The organism is Streptomyces sp. NPDC001880, from assembly GCF_053594575.1.
Genome location: NZ_JBSFET010000001.1, coordinates 107749 through 128049 on the forward strand (window position 1 = coordinate 107749; position 20301 = coordinate 128049).

17 protein-coding genes are annotated in these 20301 nt (G+C 70.2%); 5 read left to right on the forward strand and 12 right to left on the reverse strand.

Annotated elements, in window-relative coordinates; translation table 11 throughout:
- Positions 1-60: 60 nt before the first annotated feature.
- Genes tkt through pgl form a run of 5 tightly spaced genes read left to right on the forward strand, consistent with a single transcriptional unit; the run spans position 61 to position 6643 of the window.
- Positions 61-2163 carry a transketolase gene (gene tkt, locus ACWCQ6_RS00550; protein ID WP_451084568.1) on the forward strand — a complete coding sequence of 701 codons (2103 nt, stop codon included), beginning with the start codon at positions 61-63 and terminating at the stop codon, positions 2161-2163.
- A 34-nt stretch (positions 2164-2197) separates the two neighbouring features.
- Complete coding sequence (gene tal, locus ACWCQ6_RS00555; protein ID WP_451084569.1) at positions 2198-3316, forward strand: transaldolase; 1119 nt, start codon at positions 2198-2200, stop codon at positions 3314-3316.
- A gap of 5 nt (positions 3317-3321) precedes the next feature.
- Positions 3322-4854: a glucose-6-phosphate dehydrogenase gene (gene zwf, locus ACWCQ6_RS00560; RefSeq protein ID WP_451084570.1), complete on the forward strand. Its 1533-nt coding sequence runs from the start codon at positions 3322-3324 to the stop codon at positions 4852-4854.
- Positions 4851-5864, forward strand: a complete 1014-nt coding sequence (gene opcA, locus ACWCQ6_RS00565; protein WP_451084571.1) for a glucose-6-phosphate dehydrogenase assembly protein OpcA — start codon at positions 4851-4853, stop codon at positions 5862-5864. Before zwf ends, opcA begins: the two co-directional genes overlap by 4 nt.
- Positions 5861-6643 (forward strand): 6-phosphogluconolactonase, encoded by a 783-nt coding sequence (gene pgl / locus ACWCQ6_RS00570; protein WP_451084572.1) that lies wholly within the window; start codon positions 5861-5863, stop codon positions 6641-6643. The genes opcA and pgl overlap by 4 nt, the downstream gene beginning before the upstream one ends.
- A 434-nt stretch (positions 6644-7077) precedes the next feature.
- Here the strand turns inward: pgl and ACWCQ6_RS00575 are convergent, their stop codons facing one another.
- The 12 genes from ACWCQ6_RS00575 to uvrC all read right to left on the reverse strand — a co-directional run bounded on the left by ACWCQ6_RS00575 (position 7078) and on the right by uvrC (position 20243).
- Entirely contained in the window at positions 7078-8661 is a 1584-nt protein-coding gene (locus ACWCQ6_RS00575) for a PH domain-containing protein (RefSeq protein ID WP_451084573.1), read from the reverse strand.
- On the reverse strand, positions 8658-9161 hold the full coding sequence (locus tag ACWCQ6_RS00580) for a PH domain-containing protein (RefSeq protein ID WP_451084574.1): 504 nt from the start codon (positions 9159-9161) through the stop codon (positions 8658-8660). Before ACWCQ6_RS00580 ends, ACWCQ6_RS00575 begins: the two co-directional genes overlap by 4 nt.
- A gap of 4 nt (positions 9162-9165) precedes the next feature.
- Complete coding sequence (pgi, locus tag ACWCQ6_RS00585) at positions 9166-10818, reverse strand: glucose-6-phosphate isomerase (RefSeq protein ID WP_451084575.1); 1653 nt, start codon at positions 10816-10818, stop codon at positions 9166-9168.
- A 187-nt stretch (positions 10819-11005) separates the two neighbouring features.
- On the reverse strand, positions 11006-11341 hold the full coding sequence (locus ACWCQ6_RS00590; RefSeq protein WP_072483070.1) for an RNA polymerase-binding protein RbpA: 336 nt from the start codon (positions 11339-11341) through the stop codon (positions 11006-11008).
- A gap of 109 nt (positions 11342-11450) precedes the next feature.
- A complete protein-coding gene (gene secG, locus ACWCQ6_RS00595; RefSeq protein WP_451084576.1) occupies positions 11451-11687 on the reverse strand; it encodes a preprotein translocase subunit SecG in 237 nt (78 codons plus the stop codon).
- A gap of 113 nt (positions 11688-11800) precedes the next feature.
- Positions 11801-12577 (reverse strand): triose-phosphate isomerase, encoded by a 777-nt coding sequence (gene tpiA / locus ACWCQ6_RS00600; protein ID WP_451084577.1) that lies wholly within the window; start codon positions 12575-12577, stop codon positions 11801-11803.
- 6 nt (positions 12578-12583) lie between these two features.
- Positions 12584-13795 (reverse strand): phosphoglycerate kinase, encoded by a 1212-nt coding sequence (locus ACWCQ6_RS00605; protein ID WP_451084578.1) that lies wholly within the window; start codon positions 13793-13795, stop codon positions 12584-12586.
- Between the two features lie 108 nt (positions 13796-13903).
- A complete protein-coding gene (gene gap, locus ACWCQ6_RS00610) occupies positions 13904-14914 on the reverse strand; it encodes a type I glyceraldehyde-3-phosphate dehydrogenase (RefSeq protein WP_451084579.1) in 1011 nt (336 codons plus the stop codon).
- Between the two features lie 259 nt (positions 14915-15173).
- A complete protein-coding gene (gene whiA, locus ACWCQ6_RS00615) occupies positions 15174-16163 on the reverse strand; it encodes a DNA-binding protein WhiA (RefSeq protein WP_069172156.1) in 990 nt (329 codons plus the stop codon).
- Positions 16154-17188: a gluconeogenesis factor YvcK family protein gene (locus ACWCQ6_RS00620; RefSeq protein ID WP_451084580.1), complete on the reverse strand. Its 1035-nt coding sequence runs from the start codon at positions 17186-17188 to the stop codon at positions 16154-16156. Before ACWCQ6_RS00620 ends, whiA begins: the two co-directional genes overlap by 10 nt.
- Positions 17185-18174 carry an RNase adapter RapZ gene (gene rapZ, locus ACWCQ6_RS00625; RefSeq protein WP_451084581.1) on the reverse strand — a complete coding sequence of 330 codons (990 nt, stop codon included), beginning with the start codon at positions 18172-18174 and terminating at the stop codon, positions 17185-17187. The genes ACWCQ6_RS00620 and rapZ overlap by 4 nt, the downstream gene beginning before the upstream one ends.
- Complete coding sequence (uvrC, locus tag ACWCQ6_RS00630; protein WP_451084582.1) at positions 18171-20243, reverse strand: excinuclease ABC subunit UvrC; 2073 nt, start codon at positions 20241-20243, stop codon at positions 18171-18173. The genes rapZ and uvrC overlap by 4 nt, the downstream gene beginning before the upstream one ends.
- Positions 20244-20301 lie beyond the last annotated feature (58 nt).

Genomic DNA, 20301 nt, shown 5'->3' on the forward strand with positions numbered 1-20301 from the left:
CAACGCCCGGTGCGGTCACAGTCACCGGTTTACGACAGTGGAGAGGAGCCCTGACTCAGGGTGAGCACCAAGCCGACCACCACAGATCTCCAGTGGACCGAATTGGACCAGCGGGCCGTGGACACTGTCCGTGTCCTTGCAGCGGACGCCGTACAGAAGGTCGGAAACGGCCACCCTGGTACGGCCATGAGCCTCGCTCCCGCCGCGTACACCCTCTTCCAGAAGGTGATGCGCCACGACCCCGCCGACGCGGACTGGGCCGGGCGCGACCGGTTCGTGCTCTCGGCCGGTCACACCAGCCTGACCCTCTACATCCAGCTCTACCTGGCCGGGTACGGCCTGGAGCTCGATGACCTCAAGGCCTTCCGCACCTGGGGCTCGAAGACCCCCGGCCACCCGGAGTACGGCCACACCACCGGCGTCGAGACGACCACCGGCCCGCTGGGCCAGGGTGTCGCCAACGCGGTGGGCATGGCGATGGCCGCCCGCTACGAGCGCGGTCTGTTCGACCCGGAGGCGGCCCCCGGCACCTCCCCCTTCGACCACATGGTCTGGGTCGTCGCCGGTGACGGCTGCCTCCAGGAGGGCATCTCCGCGGAGGCGTCCTCGCTGGCCGGTCACCAGAAGCTGGGCAACCTGGTCCTGCTGTGGGACGACAACCACATCTCCATCGAGGGCGACACGGAGACCGCGGTCTCCGAGGACACCCTGAAGCGTTACGAGGCCTACGGCTGGCACGTCCAGCGTGTCGAGCAACTGCCCAACGGCGACCTGGACCCGGCGGGTCTGTACCGCGCGCTCCAGGCCGCCAAGGCCGAGACCGGGCGTCCGTCGTTCATCGCGGCCCGCTCGATCATCGCCTGGCCCGCGCCGCACGCCCAGAACACCGAGGCCTCGCACGGCTCGGCGCTCGGTGCCGAAGAGGTCGCCGCCACGAAGAAGGTCCTCGGCTTCGACCCGGAGAAGTCCTTCGAGGTCGCCGACGAGGTCATCGCCCACACCCGTGAGGCGCTGGACCGCGGCCGCGAGGCCCGGGGCGAGTGGGAGAAGTCCTTCGCCGCGTGGCGCACCGCCAACCCGGAGCGCGCTGCCGAGTTCGACCGGATCTCCGCCGGCGAGCTGCCCGCGGGCTGGGAGGACAGGCTTCCGGTCTTCGAGCCGGGCAAGGGCGTCGCCACCCGTGCCGCCTCCGGCAAGGTGCTCCAGGCGCTCGGCGAGATCATCCCCGAGCTGTGGGGCGGCTCCGCCGACCTCGCGGGCTCGAACAACACCACGATCGACAAGACCTCGTCGTTCCTCCCGGTGGGCAACCCGCTGCCGGGCGCGGACCCGTACGGCCGCACGATCCACTTCGGTATCCGCGAGCACGCCATGGCCGCGGCCATGAACGGCATCGCGCTGCACGGCAACACCCGGATCTACGGTGGCACCTTCCTGGTGTTCTCCGACTACATGCGCAACGCCGTGCGCCTGTCCGCGCTGATGCACCTGCCGGTGACGTACGTGTGGACGCACGACTCGATCGGTCTCGGCGAGGACGGTCCGACCCACCAGCCGGTGGAGCACCTGGCCTCGCTGCGCGCCATCCCGGGCCTGAACATCGTCCGCCCGGCCGACGCCAACGAGACCTCCATCGCCTGGCGCGAGATCCTGCGCCGCTACACCAAGGTGTTCGGCAAGGGTGCCCCGCACGGTCTGGCGCTGACCCGGCAGGGCGTTCCGACGTACGAGGCGAACGAGGACGCCGCCAAGGGCGGCTATGTGCTCTTCGAGGCCGAAGGGCCCGACGGGCGGAGCACAGCGCCGCAGGTGCTGCTGATCGGTACGGGCTCCGAGGTCCACCTCGCGGTCGAGGCGCGCGAGGAGCTGCAGGCGGCCGGCATCCCGACCCGGGTGGTCTCGATGCCCTCGGTCGAGTGGTTCGAGGAGCAGGACCAGGCGTACAAGGACAGCGTCCTGCCGCCGTCCGTGAAGGCGCGCGTCGCCGTGGAGGCCGGTATCGGTCTGACCTGGTACCGCTACGTGGGTGACGCCGGCCGGATCGTCTCGCTGGAGCACTTCGGTGCCTCGGCCGACGCCAAGGTCCTCTTCCGCGAGTTCGGCTTCACCGGCGAGCACGTCGCCGCCGCGGCGCGGGAATCTCTCGCCGCAGCCACGCGCTGACGCCGTTATACGACTAGTAGGAGATGCAATTCTCATGACAGACGCACTCAAGCGCCTCTCCGACGAGGGCGTGGCGATCTGGCTCGATGACCTGTCGCGCAAGCGGATCACCTCGGGCAACCTCGCCGAGCTGATCGACGAGCAGCACGTCGTGGGCGTCACCACCAACCCGTCGATCTTCCAGAAGGCGATCTCGCACGGCGACGGCTACCAGCAGCAGCTCACCGACCTCGCCACCCGCAAGGTCACCGTCGACGAGGCCATCCGCATGATCACGACGGCCGACGTCCGGGACGCGGCGGACATCCTGCGTCCGGTCTTCGACGCCACGGACGGCCAGGACGGCCGGGTGTCCATCGAGGTCGACCCGCGTCTGGCCCACCGCACCGATGCCACCGTCGCCGAGGCCAAGCAGCTGGCCTGGCTGGTGGACCGGCCCAACACGCTGATCAAGATCCCGGCGACGAAGGCCGGTCTCCCGGCGATCACCGAGGTCATCGGCAAGGGCATCAGCGTCAACGTCACGCTGATCTTCTCGCTGGAGCGCTACCGCGAGGTCATGGACGCCTACCTGGCGGGCCTGGAGAAGGCGAAGAGCGCGGGCCTGGACCTGTCCAGGATCCACTCGGTGGCCTCGTTCTTCGTGTCCCGCGTGGACACCGAGATCGACAAGCGCCTCGACACCGTCGGCACCGACGAGGCCAAGGCCCTCAAGGGCAAGGCGGCGCTCGCCAACGCCCGGCTCGCCTACCAGGCGTACGAAGAGGTCTTCGGCTCGGAGCGCTGGGCCGCCCTGGACAAGGCGCAGGCCAACAAACAGCGCCCGCTGTGGGCCTCGACCGGTGTCAAGGACCCCGCGTACAAGGACACCCTTTACGTGGACGACCTGGTCGCCCCCGGCACGGTGAACACCATGCCCGAGGCCACTTTGGACGCCACCGCCGACCGCGGGCAGATCACGGGCAACACCATCGCGGGCACCTACGAGCAGTCCCGCGCCGAGCTCGACGCCGTGGCGAAGCTCGGGATCTCCTACGACGACGTCGTCCAGCTCCTTGAGGACGAGGGCGTCGAGAAGTTCGAGGCGGCCTGGATCGACCTGCTCAACTCGACCGAGGCGGAGCTCAAGCGCCTCGCCCCTTCGGAGGGCTGACCACCTTGTCTGGTGTTCCCGGAGCCAACCCGCTTCGTGACCCCCAGGACCGACGGCTTCCGCGCATCGCGGGACCGTCGGGCCTGGTGATCTTCGGGGTCACGGGCGATTTGTCCCGCAAGAAGCTGATGCCCGCCGTCTACGACCTGGCCAATCGCGGCCTGTTGCCGCCGGGCTTCTCCCTCATCGGTTTCGCACGCCGTGAGTGGCAGGACGAGGACTTCACACAGGAGGTCCACGACGCCGTCAAGCAGCACGCGCGCACGCCGTTCCGCGAAGAGGTCTGGCAGCAGCTCATCCAGGGGATGCGCTTCGTCCAGGGCAACTTCGACGACGACGACGCCTTCGAGCAGCTGAAGACCACGATCCAGGACCTGGACAAGGCGCAGGGCACGGGGGGCAACTTCGCCTTCTATCTGTCCGTGCCGCCGAAGTTCTTCCCCAAGGTCGTCCAGCAGCTCAAGAAGCACGGACTCGCCGACCAGAAGGAGGGCTCCTGGCGGCGTGCCGTCATCGAGAAGCCCTTCGGCCACGACCTGAAGAGCGCTCAGGAGCTCAACCGGATCGTGCACGACGTGTTCCCGCCCAACGAGGTCTTCCGGATCGACCACTACCTGGGCAAGGAGACCGTCCAGAACATCCTGGCGCTGCGATTCGCCAACACGATGTTCGAGCCGATCTGGAACAGGTCGTACGTCGACCACGTCCAGATCACGATGGCCGAGGACATCGGCATCGGCGGCCGGGCCGGCTACTACGACGGCATCGGCGCCGCCCGCGACGTCATCCAGAACCACCTGCTCCAGCTGCTGGCGCTGACCGCGATGGAGGAGCCCGGCTCCTTCCACCCGAAGGCCCTGGTCGCCGAGAAGCTCAAGGTGCTCACGGCGGTGGAACTGCCGGAGGACCTGGGCAAGCACACGGTGCGCGCCCAGTACGTGCACGCGTGGCAGGGTGGCGAGAAGGTCCCCGGCTACCTCGAAGAGGACGGCATCGACCCCAAGTCGAAGACCGACACCTACGCCGCGATCAAGCTGACGATCAACAACCGCCGCTGGGCGGGCGTGCCGTTCTACCTCCGTACCGGAAAGCGGCTCGGCCGCCGGGTCACGGAGATCGCGGTCGTCTTCAAGCGGGCCCCGTACCTGCCCTTCGAGTCCGGTGCCACCGAGGAGCTGGGCGGCAACGCCCTGGTCATCCGGGTCCAGCCGGACGAGGGCGTGACCGTGCGGTTCGGCTCCAAGGTGCCCGGTACCTCGATGGAGGTCCGGGACGTCACGATGGACTTCGCTTACGGCGAGTCCTTCACGGAGTCCAGCCCGGAGGCCTACGAGCGGCTCATCCTCGATGTGCTGCTCGGCGACGCCAACCTCTTCCCGCGGCACCAGGAGGTCGAGCTCTCCTGGAACATCCTCGACCCGATCGAGGAGTACTGGGACAAGCACGGCAAGCCCGCCCAGTACCCGGCAGGCACCTGGGGTCCGGCCGAGGCCGACGAGATGCTCGCACGAGACGGACGGAGCTGGCGCCGGCCATGAAGATCGATCTCACGGAGACCACTTCCAGCAAGATCAACCAGGCGCTGGTCTCGGCCCGTCGTGCCATCGGCACCCCGGCCATCGGCATGGTGCTCACCCTGGTCATCGTCACCGACGAGGAGAACGCCTACGACGCGCTCAAGTCGGCCGGTGACGCCTCGCGCGAGCATCCCTCGCGGATCATCGCGGTGATCAAGCGGGTCAGCCGCTCGCCGCGCAGCCGCCGGGACGCCCGGCTCGACGCCGAGGTGCGGGTCGGTTCCGACGCGGGCGCCGGCGAGACGGTCGTGCTGCGTCTGCACGGCGAGCTGGTCAACCACGCCCAGTCGGTGGTCCTGCCGCTGCTGCTGCCGGACGCCCCGGTCGTGGTCTGGTGGCCCGAGGACGCACCCGCCGACCCGGCGAAGGACCCGCTGGGCGCGCTCGCCCAGCGCCGGATCACGGACGCGTACTCGGCGGAGAACCCGGCCGGGGAGCTGGCGGTGCGCGCCGACTCGTACACCCCGGGCGACACCGATCTGGCCTGGGCCCGCATCACGCCGTGGCGCTCGATGCTGGCCGCCGCACTCGACCAGCAGCATGCCGAGCTCGTGTCGGCGACGGTCGAGGGCGAGTCGGAGAACCCGAGCTGCGAGCTGCTCGCCATGTGGCTCGCGGACCGGCTCAAGGTGCCGGTGGAACGCACCGTCTCCACCGGTCCCGGTCTGACGGCCGTGCGGATGGAGACCAAGAACGGCGTCATCGTCCTGGACCGTCCCGACGGTTCGCTGGCCACGCTCTCGATGCATGGCCAGCCGGACCGTGCCGTGGCGCTCAAGCGACGGGACACCGCCGAGCTGCTCGCCGAGGAGCTGCGCCGTCTGGACCCGGACAACACCTACGGGGCGACGGTGAAGTTCGGCGTGGCACAGCTCGGCGGACCGGCCCAGCCGAAGCCGGCCGAGCCCGCGGCGGCCACCGCCCCGGCCGCCGCGAAGAAGACCGCGGCCAAGAAGGCGGCGTCGAAGTGAGTACCCCTCAACTCGTCGTGCACCGCGACAAGGAGCTGATGGCGCAGGCCGCCGCGGCCCGGCTGATCACGAGGGTCGTGGACGCCCAGGCTGCACGCGGTTACGCCTCGGTGGTGCTCACCGGCGGGCGCAACGGCAACGGCCTGCTGGCCGCGCTCGCCGGTGCGCCCGCCAGGGACGCGATCGACTGGTCGCGGCTCGATCTGTGGTGGGGCGACGAGCGGTTCCTGCCGGAGGGCGATCCGGAGCGCAATGTCACGCAGGCCCGCGAGGCCCTGCTGGACTCGGTGCCGCTGACCCCGTCCCGGGTGCACGCGATGCCCGCTTCGGACGGCCCGTTCGGCAATGACGCCGACGCGGCGGCGGCCTCGTACGCCGAGGAGCTGGCCGCCGCGGCCGGTCCCGAGGACCACGGCCCGGTGCCGACGTTCGATGTGCTGATGCTGGGCGTCGGCCCGGACACTCATGTCGCGTCGCTCTTCCCGGAGCTGCCCGCGGTACGGGAGACCGAGCGCACCGTCGTCGGTGTGCACGGCGCCCCCAAGCCGCCGCCCACCCGCGTCTCGCTCACGCTGCCCGCGATCCGGGCGGCGCGCGAGGTGTGGCTGCTCGCCGCGGGCGAGGACAAGGCGGAGGCCGCGGAGATCGCACTCTCGGGCGCCGGGGAGATCCAGGCCCCGGCTGCCGGTGCGTACGGCCGCAGCCGCACCCTGTGGCTGATGGACGCGGCGGCGGCCTCCCGGCTGCCGCGCGCGCTGTATCCGCCGGCCTCTCCCTGAGGGATCGTCAGTACAGTTGCGCACGGGCCCGGTTCGCTCCTCGGAGCGGCCGGGCCCGTTGCGTGGGCAGCGTGCAGGACTCGGCCCATGGTGCGCATCGGGACCGTGGCGACAGGTGCGTACGGCGTGCGGCGGAGTTCTTGAAGGCGCGCCCGGCCGTGCGGAGCGTGAGCCGGCGCAGGACGACCGGGTGGTGCCGGTCCCGGCCGAGGAGCCCGGCGCCGGGGCGGCCCCGGTGCGCAGCGGTACGCCGGTGCAGGAGGTCCCCCGGGTCCACCTCGGTCTGTACGCCGCGGGGCAGTGCGCCGAGGGGGCGGGACCCGCTGATCGCGCTCGGGGCGGTGGGGGCCGACCGGGAACTGTACCCGGCCGGCCGCCCCGGGCCCCGGGGCAATCGGTTCCGCGTCATCGACACCACGCACGGCTGAGAGGGGTCAGCCGGTGGGCGGCGGGACACGCTCCAGGAAGGGTTCCAGCAGGCCGGGCACAGCCTCGGAGGCGAACCGGAGGCCCTCGCTCACATCCGTGTCGTACGCCGTGTACGCGCCCGCTCCGGCGGCCGTCGTCGCGGTGACGCTCAGCACCCCGGCCCGCCGCTGGAAGCAGGTCTGCCGGACCGTCCAGCCGATGACTCCGGCCCGCTCCAGCGCGGCGGTCGAGCGCCTGATGCTGCCGGACCTCACCACCAGGTAGTCGCCGCTGATGGTGTGCCCCAGCCCGCGGTACGCGTCCCGGGCCAGGAACACCCCGGCCGCCGAGCCCACGACGGCGCAGGCGAGCGCGATCCAGAGCAGTACAGATGTCAGCAGCACGCCGAGGACAGCCAGGACCAGCACCGGGGCCGCGACGACCTGGAGCGCCCTGCGCAGCCTGCGGCCACGGGCCGCGGAGGGGTGCACGGTCAGCCGGGCGCCGGTCGGGGACGTGGTCTCGCGCAGGACGTCGGCGGCCACCGCGTCGGCGACGGACCTGGGCGCGGCGGGCAGCAGGGTGTTGTGGTCGCCGTGCTGCTCCTCGTCGTCCTTGGCGAGTCCGGTGGTGATCGCGTCGAGCCGGGCCGCGCCGAAGGTCCGGATGCCGAGGGGTTCGACGAGGTCGACCCCGCGCAGCCGGCGTTCCTCGATGGAGACGGAGCGGGAGGTCAGCAGTCCGCGCCGGATGCGCAGGGTGCCACCGGGCTCGCGCTCCAGCCGGTAGTTCCACCACATCTCGACCCACAGTCCGAGCGCGCCGGCAACACCGGCGAGCGCCGCGGCGACGACGAGAATCACGATCATGGTGAGCAGCGAGGTGTCCCGGAAGCGGTCGCCGACCCACTCGATCACCTTCCCCTGCGCCCCGAACCAGTCGCTGACCTGCATCACCGCGCCGACCGCCGCACCGCCGAGCGCGGGGGCGACGAAGGAGACCGGTGCGTAGCGGATCCAGCGCGGATCGAGGGCGGCGAGTTCGCCCTCGCGGTGGGTGCCCGGGGCGTCGGCGGCCGCGCGTGCCAGCAGTGCGTGGCGGAGCCGTTCGCCCTCGGTCCGGGTGACCGGGTCGAGTTCCAGGGTGGAGTCGTTGCCGGAGTGCTCGCCGGTGCCGATGCGGACGGTGACCAGGCCGAGCACCCGTTGCAGCGGATGGGCGGTGACGTCGACGCTGCGGATGCGTTCGCGGGCCAGTGAGCGCTTCTTGACCAGGAACAGCCCGGTGTGGAGCTCGACCCGGTCGGCGCCGATGCGGTAGCGGGTGCGGCGCCACCGAACGTGGTCGCCGACCGCCGCGGAGCCGATCAGCAGGATCGAGCCGGCGACGGCCCAGGCGACCGCGGGCCCGAGGCCGACCCACCCGGACAGGCCGAGCGTGGTCGGCACGGCCGCACCGGCCACCACTCCGGCCGTGACGAGTGCGCTGAGGAGGACCGTACGCCGGTCCAGCCGCCGCCAGTCGGCGACGGTGACTCTGCCGGGCTCCTGGGACGGGCTCCGGCCGTCCCCGGCGTCCGGGGAGGGGGAGAGCGCCGCCTCGGAGCTCATGTGGCGTCCCCTGGGGTGTCCTGGGTCATCCGGGTGAGCCGCTCGGCCAGCCCTGCCGCCGTTTCGTGGTCGAGCCCCTCGATCCGCAGCGCGCCCTTGGCCGAGGCGGTGGTGACGGTGACCGTGGCGAGCCGGAAGAGCTGTTCGAGCGGTCCGCGCACGGTGTCCACGGTCTGGATCCGGGACATCGGAGCGATCCGCCACTCCTGCCGGAGGACCCCGGTCCTGACGTACACCGCTTCGTCGGTGACCTCCCAGCGGTGGGTGCGGAACCACCACGCGGGGAGGAGGGCGGCGCAGCCGGCGCCGAGGGCCGTGAGGACCGCGGCGGGCAGCAGCAACCAGAACCGGGCGGAACCGATGAGCAAACCCAGCACGGCCAGGACGACCACGGGGGCGGCGGTCAGCAGCAGCCACTGGGCCCGCCACCACCCCACGGCCCTCGGATCCAGCGTGTTGTTCGGCGGCCGCAGCCGCACCGTCCCCTCCCCCGTGGTCATCGGCTCAGCGCCCCCGGCGGGCGCGGTACGCCTCGACGAGCGCGGCGGTCGAGCTGTCCAGTTGCTCGCCCCCCTTGCCCTCGGTGAGTACCGGCTCGATCTTCTTGGCGAGGACCTTGCCGAGTTCGACGCCCCACTGGTCGAAGGAGTCGATGTTCCAGACGGCGCCCTGGACGAAGACCTTGTGCTCGTACAGCGCGATCAGCTGGCCGAGCACGGACGGGGTGAGCCGGTCGGCGAGGATCGTCGTCGTCGGGTGGTTGCCCCGGAAGGTCTTGTGCGGCACCAGTTCCTCGGCGACACCCTCGGCACGGACCTCCTCCGGCGTCTTGCCGAAGGCAAGCGCCTGGGTCTGGGCGAAGAAGTTGGCCATCAGCAGATCGTGCTGGGCGACCAGGCCGGGCAGCAGGTCGGCGACCGGCTCGGCGAAGCCGATGAAGTCGGCCGGGATGACCTTGGTGCCCTGGTGGATCAACTGGTAGTAGGCGTGCTGTCCGTTGGTGCCGGGGGTGCCCCAGACGACCGGCCCGGTCTGCCAGTCGACCGGATCGCCGTGCCGGTCCACGGACTTGCCGTTGGACTCCATGTCCAGCTGCTGCAAGTAAGCGGTGAACTTGGACAGATAGTGGCTGTACGGCAGCACGGCGTGCGACTGGGCGTCGAAGAACGCGCCGTACCAGACGCCCAACAGGCCCATCAGCAGGGGGACGTTGGACTCGGCGGGGGCGGTGCGGAAGTGCTCGTCGACCAGGTGGAAGCCGTCGAGCATCTCGCGGAACCGCTCCGGGCCGATGGCGATCATCAGTGAGAGGCCGATGGCGGAGTCGTAGGAGTAACGGCCGCCGACCCAGTCCCAGAACTCGAACATGTTGGCGGTGTCGATGCCGAACTCCGCGACCTTGCCGGCGTTCGTGGACAGCGCCACGAAGTGCTTGGCGACCGCGTCCTGACCGGCGTTCAGACCGGTCAGCAGCCAGTTGCGGGCGGAGGTGGCGTTGGTGATCGTCTCGATCGTGGTGAACGTCTTCGACGCGATGACGAAGAGTGTCTCGGCCGGGTCGAGGTCGCGCACCGCCTCGTGGAGGTCGGCGCCGTCGACGTTCGACACGAAGCGGACGGTCAACTCGCGGTCCGTGAAGGAGCGCAGCACCTCGTACGCCATGGCGGGGCCGAGATCGGAGCCGCCGATGCCGATGTTGACGACGTTCTTGATGCGCTTGCCGGTGTGACCGGTCCACTCCCCCGACCTGATGCGGTCGGAGAACGCCGCCATCCGGTCGAGCACTGCGTGCACACCCGGCACCACGTTCTCGCCGTCGACCTCGATCACCGCGTCGCGCGGGGCACGCAGCGCGGTGTGCAGAACGGCACGGTCCTCGGTGGTGTTGATCTTCTCGCCGCGGAACATCGCGTCCCTCAGCCCGGCCACCCCGGTGGCCGCGGCGAGCTCGCGCAGCAGCCGCAGCGTCTCGTCGGTGACCAGGTGCTTGGAGTAGTCGACGTAGAGATCGCCGACCGTCAGGGTGTATCCGGTGCCGCGCTGCGGATCGTCCGCGAAGAGCCGGCGCAGATGCGTCGTTCCGAACTGCTCGCGGTGCTTGCCCAGAGCGGTCCACTCGGGCGTCTGGTTGAGCCTGGTGCGGCTTCGTGTATTCATCCCGGGTATCAGCCCAATTCTTCTCGTGCTTGCAGATGCCCCGCTGCACCTCCAACCTAATTGATCGGAGGGGCCGACAAGGCAATGGAGACCAGCGGCACGGCCAGGGCCTGTCCTGCGGTTCAGGGCCGGAAAGGCTCTGAAGCGGTCCGGCCGGGCACCTTGTGGGTGCCCGGCCGGTGAACTTCTAGATCTCGCCCCGGAGTTTCGCCAGGGCCTCGGCAAGGATGGCCTCGCCGTCCGCGTCGCTGCGCCGCTCGCGCACGTATGCGAGGTGCGTCTTGTACGGCTCGGTGCGCGGCGGGTCCGGCGGGCTGTCCCGGTCCTGTCCGGCCGGGAAGCCGCAGCGCGGGCAGTCCCAAGTCTCCGGTACCTGCGCGTCACTGGCGAAGCTCGGCTGCGTCTCGTGCCCGTTCGAGCACCAGAAGGAGATGCGGAGGCGCGGCGCGGACTCGCCACGCTCGGCCTCCCCCATCGGCCCCGCTCCGACCCGGCTTCCCCGGATCGCGTTGCCACTTGCCACGGTCGTAACTCCCTGCGTGATGGTGCTCGAAGATGCCCCAGTCTACGTAAGGCCCAACGCGCGTCCAGTGAAAGGAGTTACACCGTCACCGGGAATCGCGTACGACGGGTCAGCTGTCCAGCTTGATCAGCAGACCAAGCACAACAATGCACGCGAGCCATCCCAGACCGACGAACACGGTGATCCGGTCGAGGTTCCGCTCCGCGACCGAGGAACCGCCGACCGACGACTGCATGCCGCCGCCGAACATGTCGGAGAGGCCGCCGCCCTTTCCCTTGTGCATCAGCACCAGCAGCATCAGCAGCAGGCTGAAGACGATCAGGGCGATCTCGAACGCCAAAACCACGGCTGGTCCCTACTTTCCGGAATTCCTCTGGACTGCATCTGCGAACGACGGGGGCCGTGAGGCTACCCTCCACGGCCCCCGCAAGGGTACGACGGATCCGCGCTACCGCATACTCACTGGTCGCGGAAGCGGACGATCTTGACGAACTCGTCGGCGTCCAGCGCGGCACCGCCGACCAGCGCTCCGTCCACGTCGGGCTGCGCCATGATCGCGGCGACATTGCCCGACTTCACCGAGCCGCCGTACTGGATGCGGACGGCGTCGGCCAGCTCCTGCGAGTACAGCTCGGCCAGCCGGCGGCGGATCGCACCGCAGACTTCCTGCGCGTCCTCGGGGGTGGCGACCTCACCGGTGCCGATGGCCCAGACCGGCTCGTACGCGATCACGACGGACTCGGCCTGCTCGGCCGGTACGTCCTTCAGACCGCCGTCGAGCTGTGCCAAGGTGTAGGAGACCTGGTCACCGGCCTTGCGGACGTCCAGGCCCTCGCCGACGCAGAGGATCGGGGTCAGGCCGTGCTTGTACGCGGCCTTCACCTTGGCGTTGCAGATCTCGTCGGTCTCGCCGTGGTACTGCCGGCGCTCGCTGTGGCCGACGGCGACGTAGGTGCACCGCAGCTTGGCGAGCATCGGGCCGGAGATCTCACCGGTGTACGCGCCGGAGTCGTGCGCCGAGATGTCCTGGGCGCCGTACTTGATCTTGAGCTTGTCGCCCTCGATCAGGGTCTGCACGGAGCGCAGGTCGGTGAAGGGCGTCAGGACGGCGACCTCGACGACGTCGTAGTCCTTGTCGGTCAGCGCGAAGCCGAGCTTCTGGGTGTGTGCGATGGCCTCGAGGTGGTTGAGGTTCATCTTCCAATTGCCCGCCATCAGCGGGGTGCGCGTGGTCATGAAAGGTCAGTCCTCCAGTGCGGCGAGGCCGGGAAGCGTCTTGCCCTCAAGGTATTCGAGGCTGGCACCGCCACCGGTCGAGATGTGTCCGAATGCATTCTCGTCGAAGCCCAGGGTGCGGACGGCCGCGGCGGAGTCGCCACCGCCGACGACGCTGAAGCCCGAGGAGTCGACGAGGGCCTGGGCAACGGCCCGGGTGCCCTCGGCGTAGTCGGGGTGCTCGAAGACGCCCATCGGGCCGTTCCAGAAGACGGTGGCCGCGTCGGCGAGCTTCGATGCGTACAGCGCGTTGGTCCCGGGGCCGTTGTCCAGGCCCATGAACCCGGCCGGCATGGCGTCCGCGGGCACGGTGCGGTGCTCGGTCGGGGCCTTGGCCTTGAGATCCGGGAACTGCTCGGAGACCACCACGTCGACGGGGAGCACGAACTCCACGCCCTTGTCCTCGGCCCGCTTGAGGTACTCCAACACCGCCGGGATCTGGTCCTCCTGGAGGAGCGAGCTGCCGACCTCGTGGCCCTGGGCCCTGAGGAAGGTGTACGCCATGCCGCCGCCGATCAGGATGCGGTCGGCGCGCTCCAGCAGATGGTCGATGACGCCGAGCTTGTCGGAGACCTTGGAGCCGCCGAGCACCACGGCGTAGGGACGCTCGACGTTCTCGGTGAGCTTCTTCAGGACGCCGACCTCGGTGGCGATGAGGTCACCGGCGGCGTGCGGCAGCCGGGCCGGGAGGTCGAAGACCGAGGCGTGCTTGCGGTGCACGGCTCCGAAGCCGTCGCCCACGTACAGGTCGGCGAGCTCGGCCAGCCGGTCGGCGAACGCGCCGCGTTCGGCGTCGTCCTTGGACGTCTCACCGGGGTTGAAGCGGAGGTTCTCCAGGACGGCGACCTCGCCGTCCCCGAGCGCGGCGACCGTGGCGCGGGCGGACTCGCCGACCGTGTCGGTCGCGAAGGCCACGTCGGCGCCGATGAGCTCACCGAGGCGGGCGGCGGCGGGCGCCAGCGAGAAGGCCGGGTCCGGGGCGCCCTTGGGGCGGCCCAGGTGCGAGGCGACGACGACTCGCGCGCCGGCCGCGACGAGCTTCCCCACGGTCGGCTGGACGGCGCGGATACGGCCGTCGTCGGTGATGGTGGTGCCGCTCAGCGGCACGTTGAGGTCGGCGCGGACGAATACGCGCTTTCCGTTGACCCCTTCGGCGATCAGTTCGTCAATCGTTTTCATCTTGCTGGACTCCTTGGAGGGCGGGAGAGCATGCAACGGGGCCCGAACAGCGCGGCATTGCGCTGTTCGAGCCCCGTGCTCACATCTGGATGCCTGCCGGTTCGACGGTCAGAGCTGGCTGCCGACGAAGACGGTCAGGTCGACGAGGCGGTTGGAGTAACCCCACTCGTTGTCGTACCAGCCGAGGATCTTCACCGACTTGCCCTCCTGAACCATGGTCAGCGAGGAGTCGAAGGTGCAGGAGGCCGGGTCGCTGACGATGTCCGAGGACACGATCGGGTCCTCGGTGTAGTGGAGGATGCCCTTGAGGTCGCCGTCGTCCGCAGCCTTCTTGAACGCGGCGTTGACCTCGTCCTTGGTGACCTCGCGCTGGAGCTCGACGACCAGGTCGGTGGCCGAGCCGGTCGGGACCGGGACGCGCATGGCGATGCCGTCCAGCTTGCCCTTCAGCTGCGGGAGCACCAGGGCGGTGGCCTTGGCGGCACCGGTGGTGGTCGGGATGATGTTCTCGGCGGCGGCGCGGGCGCGACGCAGGTCCGAGTGCGGGAAGTCCAGGATGCGCTGGTCGTTGGTGTACGCGTGGACCGTCGTCATGAGGCCCTTGACGATGCCGAAGTTCTCGTCCAGAACCTTGGCCATCGGTGCGACACAGTTGGTCGTGCAGGACGCGTTGGAGATGACGTGGTGGTTGGCCGCGTCGTACTTGTCCTGGTTGACGCCCATCACGATGGTGATGTCCTCGCCCTTGGCCGGAGCCGAGACGAGGACCTTCTTGGCGCCGCCCGCGATGTGCTTCTCGGCGTCGGCCTTCTTCGTGAAGATGCCGGTCGACTCGATGACGATGTCGACGCCCAGCTCGCCCCAGGGGATGTCGGCCGGGTTGCGCTCGGAGAGAACCTTGATCGTGTGACCATCGACGGTGATGGTGTCGGCGGTGTGGCTGACCTCTGCCTTCAGACGACCCAGGATGGTGTCGTACTTCAGCAGGTGGGCCGTGGTCGCGGTGTCACCCAGGTCGTTGACAGCCACGATCTCGATGTCCGCACCTTGCTCCAGCAGCGCGCGGAAGTAGTTACGCCCGATGCGGCCAAAGCCATTGATGCCTACGCGGATCGTCACGAACCGATCTCCTCATTGGATACGCGAGGTTTTCACCCCGGCGAGTTGTGTGAGATGTCCCCGACCGCCTCCGACCCTACCTCTCCGAGAGCGCCGGGGTGACATCGAGCGGGGCCGCAGGAACGCCGGAGGCCCGTACCCCCACAAGGAGTACGGGCCTCCGACTTTTGGCCGCACACGCTGCGACAATTACGCTGCGTCAGCATCCCCGGGGAGCTCCGCGCGTCCCGGATCCGGCCGGTTTCGCGTCCGCCGCGGGTCAGCCCACCAGGCCGTCGGCGAGCTCCTCGCTGAGGGTGGATTCGGTGCCCGGGATACCCAGGTCCTGGGCCCTCTTGTCGGCCATCGCCAGCAGCCGGCGGATCCGGCCGGCGACCGCGTCCTTGGTCAGCGGCGGGTCGGCGAGCGCGCCCAGCTCCTCCAGGGACGCCTGCTTGTGCTCCATGCGCAGCCGCCCGGCAGCCGCGAGGTGCTCGGGCACCTCCTCGCCCAGGATCTCCAGCGCGCGCCCCACCCGGGCGCCCGCGGCGACCGCGGCCCGCGCCGAACGGCGCAGGTTGGCGTCGTCGAAGTTGGCGAGCCGGTTGGCCGTGGCGCGGACCTCGCGGCGCATCCGCCGCTCCTCCCAGGCCAGCACCGCGTCATGGGCGCCGAGCCGGGTGAGCAGCGCGCCGATCGCGTCGCCGTCGCGGACGACGACCCGGTCCACCCCGCGCACCTCGCGGGCCTTGGCCGCGATGGAGAGCCTGCGGGCCGCGCCGACCAGCGCGAGCGCCGCCTCCGGGCCCGGGCAGGTCACCTCCAGCGAGGAGGAGCGGCCCGGCTCGGTGAGCGAGCCATGGGCCAGGAAGGCCCCGCGCCAGGCAGCCTCGGCGTCACAGGTCGCCCCCGAGACCACCTGCGGGGGCAGCCCGCGGATGGGGCGGCCGCGGCCGTCCACCAGACCGGTCTGGCGGGCCAGCTGGTCGCCGCCCGCCACCACCCGCACGACAAAGCGCGAGCCGCGCCGCAGACCTCCGGGCGCCATCACGATCAGCTCCGAGCTGTGCCCGAAGATTTCGAGAATGTCCCGCTTCAGCCGGCGCGCCGCGTTCCCGGTGTCCAGCTCGGCCTCGATCACGATCCGGCCGCTCACCAGGTGCAGACCACCCGCAAACCGAAGAATCGCCGAGACTTCTGCCTTCCTGCAGCAGGTCCGGGTCACGGGAAGCCGAGAGATTTCGTCCTTCACCGCGGGCGTCATCGCCATGGGCCGATCCTTCCATGCATCCGAAAAATACGGTCGTACGCGGCGGCCAACAGCTCCGGATCATGGATCGGAACGCCGTCGGGTGAGGCCACCGGCGCCAGCTCGACCGCGGCGCCGAGCCGCTTGGCGGCATCGGCGAGGGACTCACGATCGGGCACAGCGGCTTCGTCGGCCAGCACCACGTCCAGGGCGAGTTTAGGGGCGTGTCGTCCCAAAACCTCCAAATGACGCTGCGGGGAGAAGCCATCAGTTTCACCGGGTTGCGGTGCGAGGTTGAGCGAAAGGACCTTGCGGGCCTTGGTCTCGACGAGCGCGTCGAGCAGTTCGGGGACGAGCAGATGCGGGATCACGGAGGAGAACCAGGACCCCGGGCCGAGCACCACCCAGTCGGCGTCGAGCACCGCGGCGACGGCCTCGGGGACGGCCGGCGGGTCGTGCGGGACGAGGTGCACGGACTGCACCTCGCCGGGGGTGAGCGCCACGGTGGCCTGTCCGCGCACGGTGTCCACGTCGTCCGGGCGGGCCGGGTCGTGCCCCCGGACCAGGGCCTGGAGCTCCAGCGGCACGGCGGACATGGGCAGCACCCGGCCGTGCGCCCCGAGGAGCCTGCCGACCAGGTCGAGTGCCTGGACGTGGTCGCCGAGCTGCTCCCAGAGGGCGACGATCAGCAGATTACCGACCGCGTGCTCGTGCAGATCGCCCTTGGACTGGAAGCGGTGCTGGATCACCCGGGCCCAGGTCTGGCCCCAGTCGTCGTCGCCGCACAGGGCGGCGAGCGCCTTGCGCAGATCGCCGGGCGGCAGTACGCCGAGCTCCTCGCGGAGCCGGCCGCTGGAGCCGCCGTCGTCGGCGACGGTGACCACGGCGGTGAGATCGCCGGTGATCCGGCGGAGCGACGCGAGCGACGCGGACAGCCCCATGCCGCCGCCGAGGGCGACGACCTTGGGCTGTGCGCCGCGCTTGCGGCCGGGCAGCGCGGAGGCGGCTCTGCGCAGCCGCCGCAGGCGCAGATTGCGGCTGGTCACTCGCGCCCCATGTCCCGGTGGACGAGGACGGTCTCGATGCCTTCGGTCGCGAGCCGGGCCGCCAGCTTCTCGGACATGGCGACCGAACGGTGCTTGCCGCCGGTGCAGCCGACGGCGATGGTCACATAGCGCTTGCCCTCGCGGCGGTACCCGGCGGCGATGAGCTGGAGCAGCTCCGTGTACTGGTTGAGGAATTCCTTGGCGCCGGGCTGGTCGAAGACGTAGGCGGAGACCTCCTCGTTGAGCCCGGTGAACGGGCGCAGCTCGGGGACCCAGTGCGGGTTGGGCAGGAAGCGGCAGTCGACCACCAGGTCGGCGTCGACCGGCAGGCCGTACTTGAAGCCGAACGACATGACCGTGGCGCGCAGCTCCGGCTCCTCGTCGCCGGCGAACTGGGCGTCCATCTTGGCGCGCAGTTCGTGGACGTTGAGGCTGGAGGTGTCGATCACCAGGTCGGCGTCGCCGCGCAGCTCGCGCAGCAGATCGCGCTCGGCGGCGATGCCGTCGACGATCCGGCCGTCGCCCTGGAGGGGGTGCGGGCGGCGGACCGATTCGAAGCGGCGGACGAGGGCGTCGTCGGAGGACTCCAGGAAGACGATCCGCCGGGTGACGTGCTTGGCCTCCAGGTCGGCGAGGGATTCGCGGAGGTTGTCGAAGAAGCGGCGCCCGCGGACGTCGACGACGACGGCGATCCGCGCCACGTTGCCCTGCGAGCGGGCGCCGAGCTCGACCATGGTGGGGATCAGGGCGGGCGGAAGGTTGTCGACGACGAACCAGCCGAGGTCCTCCAGACACTTGGCAGCCGTGCTGCGCCCGGCGCCCGACATCCCCGAGATGATCACCAGCTCGGGGATGGTCGCGCTCCCGTCACCCGTCTCGATCGTGGTGCCCGTACTCACGTGTCCTGCTCCGTCTGTTCGGTCGGTGCCGTCGTGCTCGGCTTCTTGCGCCCGCTCGGCTGCGTGTTCGTTCTCACGCTCGGTCATGTCGTGCTGCCCCCGTCGTCCTCTTCAATGATCTCTCCTGTCGCCGTGTTCACGGCGGGCGTGGCCGGGGCGGCCGAGGCGAGGGCGACAGCCACTGATTCCGCCGTTCTGCGGCCTATCCCCGGAACCTCGCAGATCTCGTCGATTGTCGCCTGCTTCAGCTTTTTCACGGAGCCGAAATGCTTGATCAACGCCTGTTTCCGGGTCTCGCCGAGGCCGGCGACGGCGTCCAGCGGGCTGGAGCGGATGCGTTTGGCCCGCTTGGCGCGCTGATACGTGATCGCGAAGCGGTGGGCCTCGTCACGGACCCGCTGCAGGAGATAGAGGCCCTCGCTGGAGCGGGGCAGGACGACGGGGTCGTCGTCATCGGGCAGCCATACCTCTTCGAGGCGCTTGGCGAGGCCGCAGACGGCGATGTCGTCGATCCCCAGCTCGTCGAGGGCCCGCTTGGCGGCGGCGACCTGCGGCTGGCCGCCGTCGACCACGACGAGCTGCGGCGGATAGGCGAACCGCTTGGGACGCCCGTCGTCCTCGCGCGGCTCGGCGTCCGGACCGGCAGCGGAATCCGGGCCGGGTGTGGTGTCCGGACCGGCGGCGGAATCCGGATCGGATGTGGTGTCCGGGACCGGCCCGGCCGGGGCGGGGGGCTCCTCCCACTCCCCCGTGCGTTCCTTGTCCTGGAGGTACCTCCTGAAACGGCGGCCGATCACCTCATGCATCGACCGGACGTCGTCCTGGCCCTCGAAGCCCTTGATCTGGAAGCGGCGGTACTCGCTCTTGCGGGCGAGCCCGTCCTCGAACACCACCATGGAGGCGACCACGTCGTCGCCCTGGAGGTGGGATATGTCGAAGCACTCGATGCGCAGCGGGGCGGTGTCGAGGCCGAGCGCCTCGGCGACCTCCTCCAGGGCGCGGGAGCGGGTGGTCAGGTCGGAGGCGCGCTTGGTCTTGTGCAGCCCCAGGGCCTGCTGGGCGTTGCGCTGGACCGTCGCCATCAGGTCCTTCTTGTCGCCGCGCTGCGGGATGCGCAGGCTGACCTGGGAGCCGCGGCGGCCGGCGAGCCACTGGGAGACCGCGTCCGGGTCCTCGGGCAGGGCCGGGACGAGGACTTCCTTGGGGACGGCATCGCCCGCCTCCTCGCCGTACAGCTGCTGAAGGGCGTGCTCGACGAGGCGGGAGGTGTCGACGTTCTCGACCTTGTCGGTGACCCAGCCGCGCTGGCCGCGCACCCGGCCGCCGCGTACGTGGAAGATCTGGACGGCGGCTTCGAGCTCGTCCTCGGCGACCGCGATCAGGTCGGCGTCGGTGGCGTCGGCCAGCACGACGGCGCTCTTCTCCATGGCCCTCTTGAGGGCCTCCACGTCGTCGCGGAGCCGGGCCGCCCGCTCGTACTCCATCTCCTCGGCCGCCGCCATCATGTCCTTCTCCAGACGGCGGATGTACGTACCGGTCCGGCCTGCCATGAAGTCGCAGAAGTCGTCGGCCAGTTCGCGGTGTTCCTCGGGGGTGACGCGGCCGACGCAGGGGGCCGAGCACTTGCCGATGTAGCCGAGGAGGCACGGACGGCCGGTCCTGGCGGCGTTCTTGAAGACTCCGGCGGAGCACGTACGCACCGGGAAGACCCGGAGCATCAGGTCGACCGTTTCGCGGATCGCCCAGGCGTGACCGTACGGACCGAAGTAGCGCACGCCCTTCTTCTTGGCTCCGCGCATGACCTGGACGCGCGGGAACTCCTCGTTGAGCGTGACCGCGAGATACGGATAGCTCTTGTCGTCGCGGTACTTGACGTTGAACCGCGGGTCGAACTCCTTGATCCAGGAGTACTCCAGCTGAAGGGCCTCGACCTCCGTGGAGACGACCGTCCATTCCACCGAGGCGGCCGTGGTGACCATCGTGCGCGTACGCGGGTGGAGCGCGGCCAGGTCCTGGAAGTAGTTGGCCAGGCGCTGGCGCAGGTTCTTGGCCTTTCCGACGTAGATCACCCGGCGGTGTTCGTCGCGGAATCTGTAGACCCCCGGGGAGTCGGGGATCTGTCCCGGCTTGGGGCGGTAGCTGGAGGGGTCTGCCATGCGTCCCACCCTACTTGCGGGCAGTGACAGCGCGGCCGGACCGGAAGTGGTGCCGTGC

What these genes read in the sequence shown, in the direction of transcription:
- tal (WP_451084569.1), top strand. Translation starts at nt 2,198, where the DNA reads ATGACAGACGCACTCAAGCGCCTCTCCGACGAGGGCGTGGCGATCTGG.
- opcA (WP_451084571.1), top strand. Translation starts at nt 4,851, where the DNA reads ATGAAGATCGATCTCACGGAGACCACTTCCAGCAAGATCAACCAGGCG.
- ACWCQ6_RS00575 (WP_451084573.1), bottom strand. Translation starts at nt 8,661, where the DNA reads ATGAGCTCCGAGGCGGCGCTCTCCCCCTCCCCGGACGCCGGGGACGGC.
- ACWCQ6_RS00580 (WP_451084574.1), bottom strand. Translation starts at nt 9,161, where the DNA reads ATGACCACGGGGGAGGGGACGGTGCGGCTGCGGCCGCCGAACAACACG.
- pgi (WP_451084575.1), bottom strand. Translation starts at nt 10,818, where the DNA reads ATGAATACACGAAGCCGCACCAGGCTCAACCAGACGCCCGAGTGGACC.
- tpiA (WP_451084577.1), bottom strand. Translation starts at nt 12,577, where the DNA reads ATGACCACGCGCACCCCGCTGATGGCGGGCAATTGGAAGATGAACCTC.
- ACWCQ6_RS00605 (WP_451084578.1), bottom strand. Translation starts at nt 13,795, where the DNA reads ATGAAAACGATTGACGAACTGATCGCCGAAGGGGTCAACGGAAAGCGC.
- whiA (WP_069172156.1), bottom strand. Translation starts at nt 16,163, where the DNA reads ATGGCGATGACGCCCGCGGTGAAGGACGAAATCTCTCGGCTTCCCGTG.
- rapZ (WP_451084581.1), bottom strand. Translation starts at nt 18,174, where the DNA reads ATGACCGAGCGTGAGAACGAACACGCAGCCGAGCGGGCGCAAGAAGCC.
- uvrC (WP_451084582.1), bottom strand. Translation starts at nt 20,243, where the DNA reads ATGGCAGACCCCTCCAGCTACCGCCCCAAGCCGGGACAGATCCCCGAC.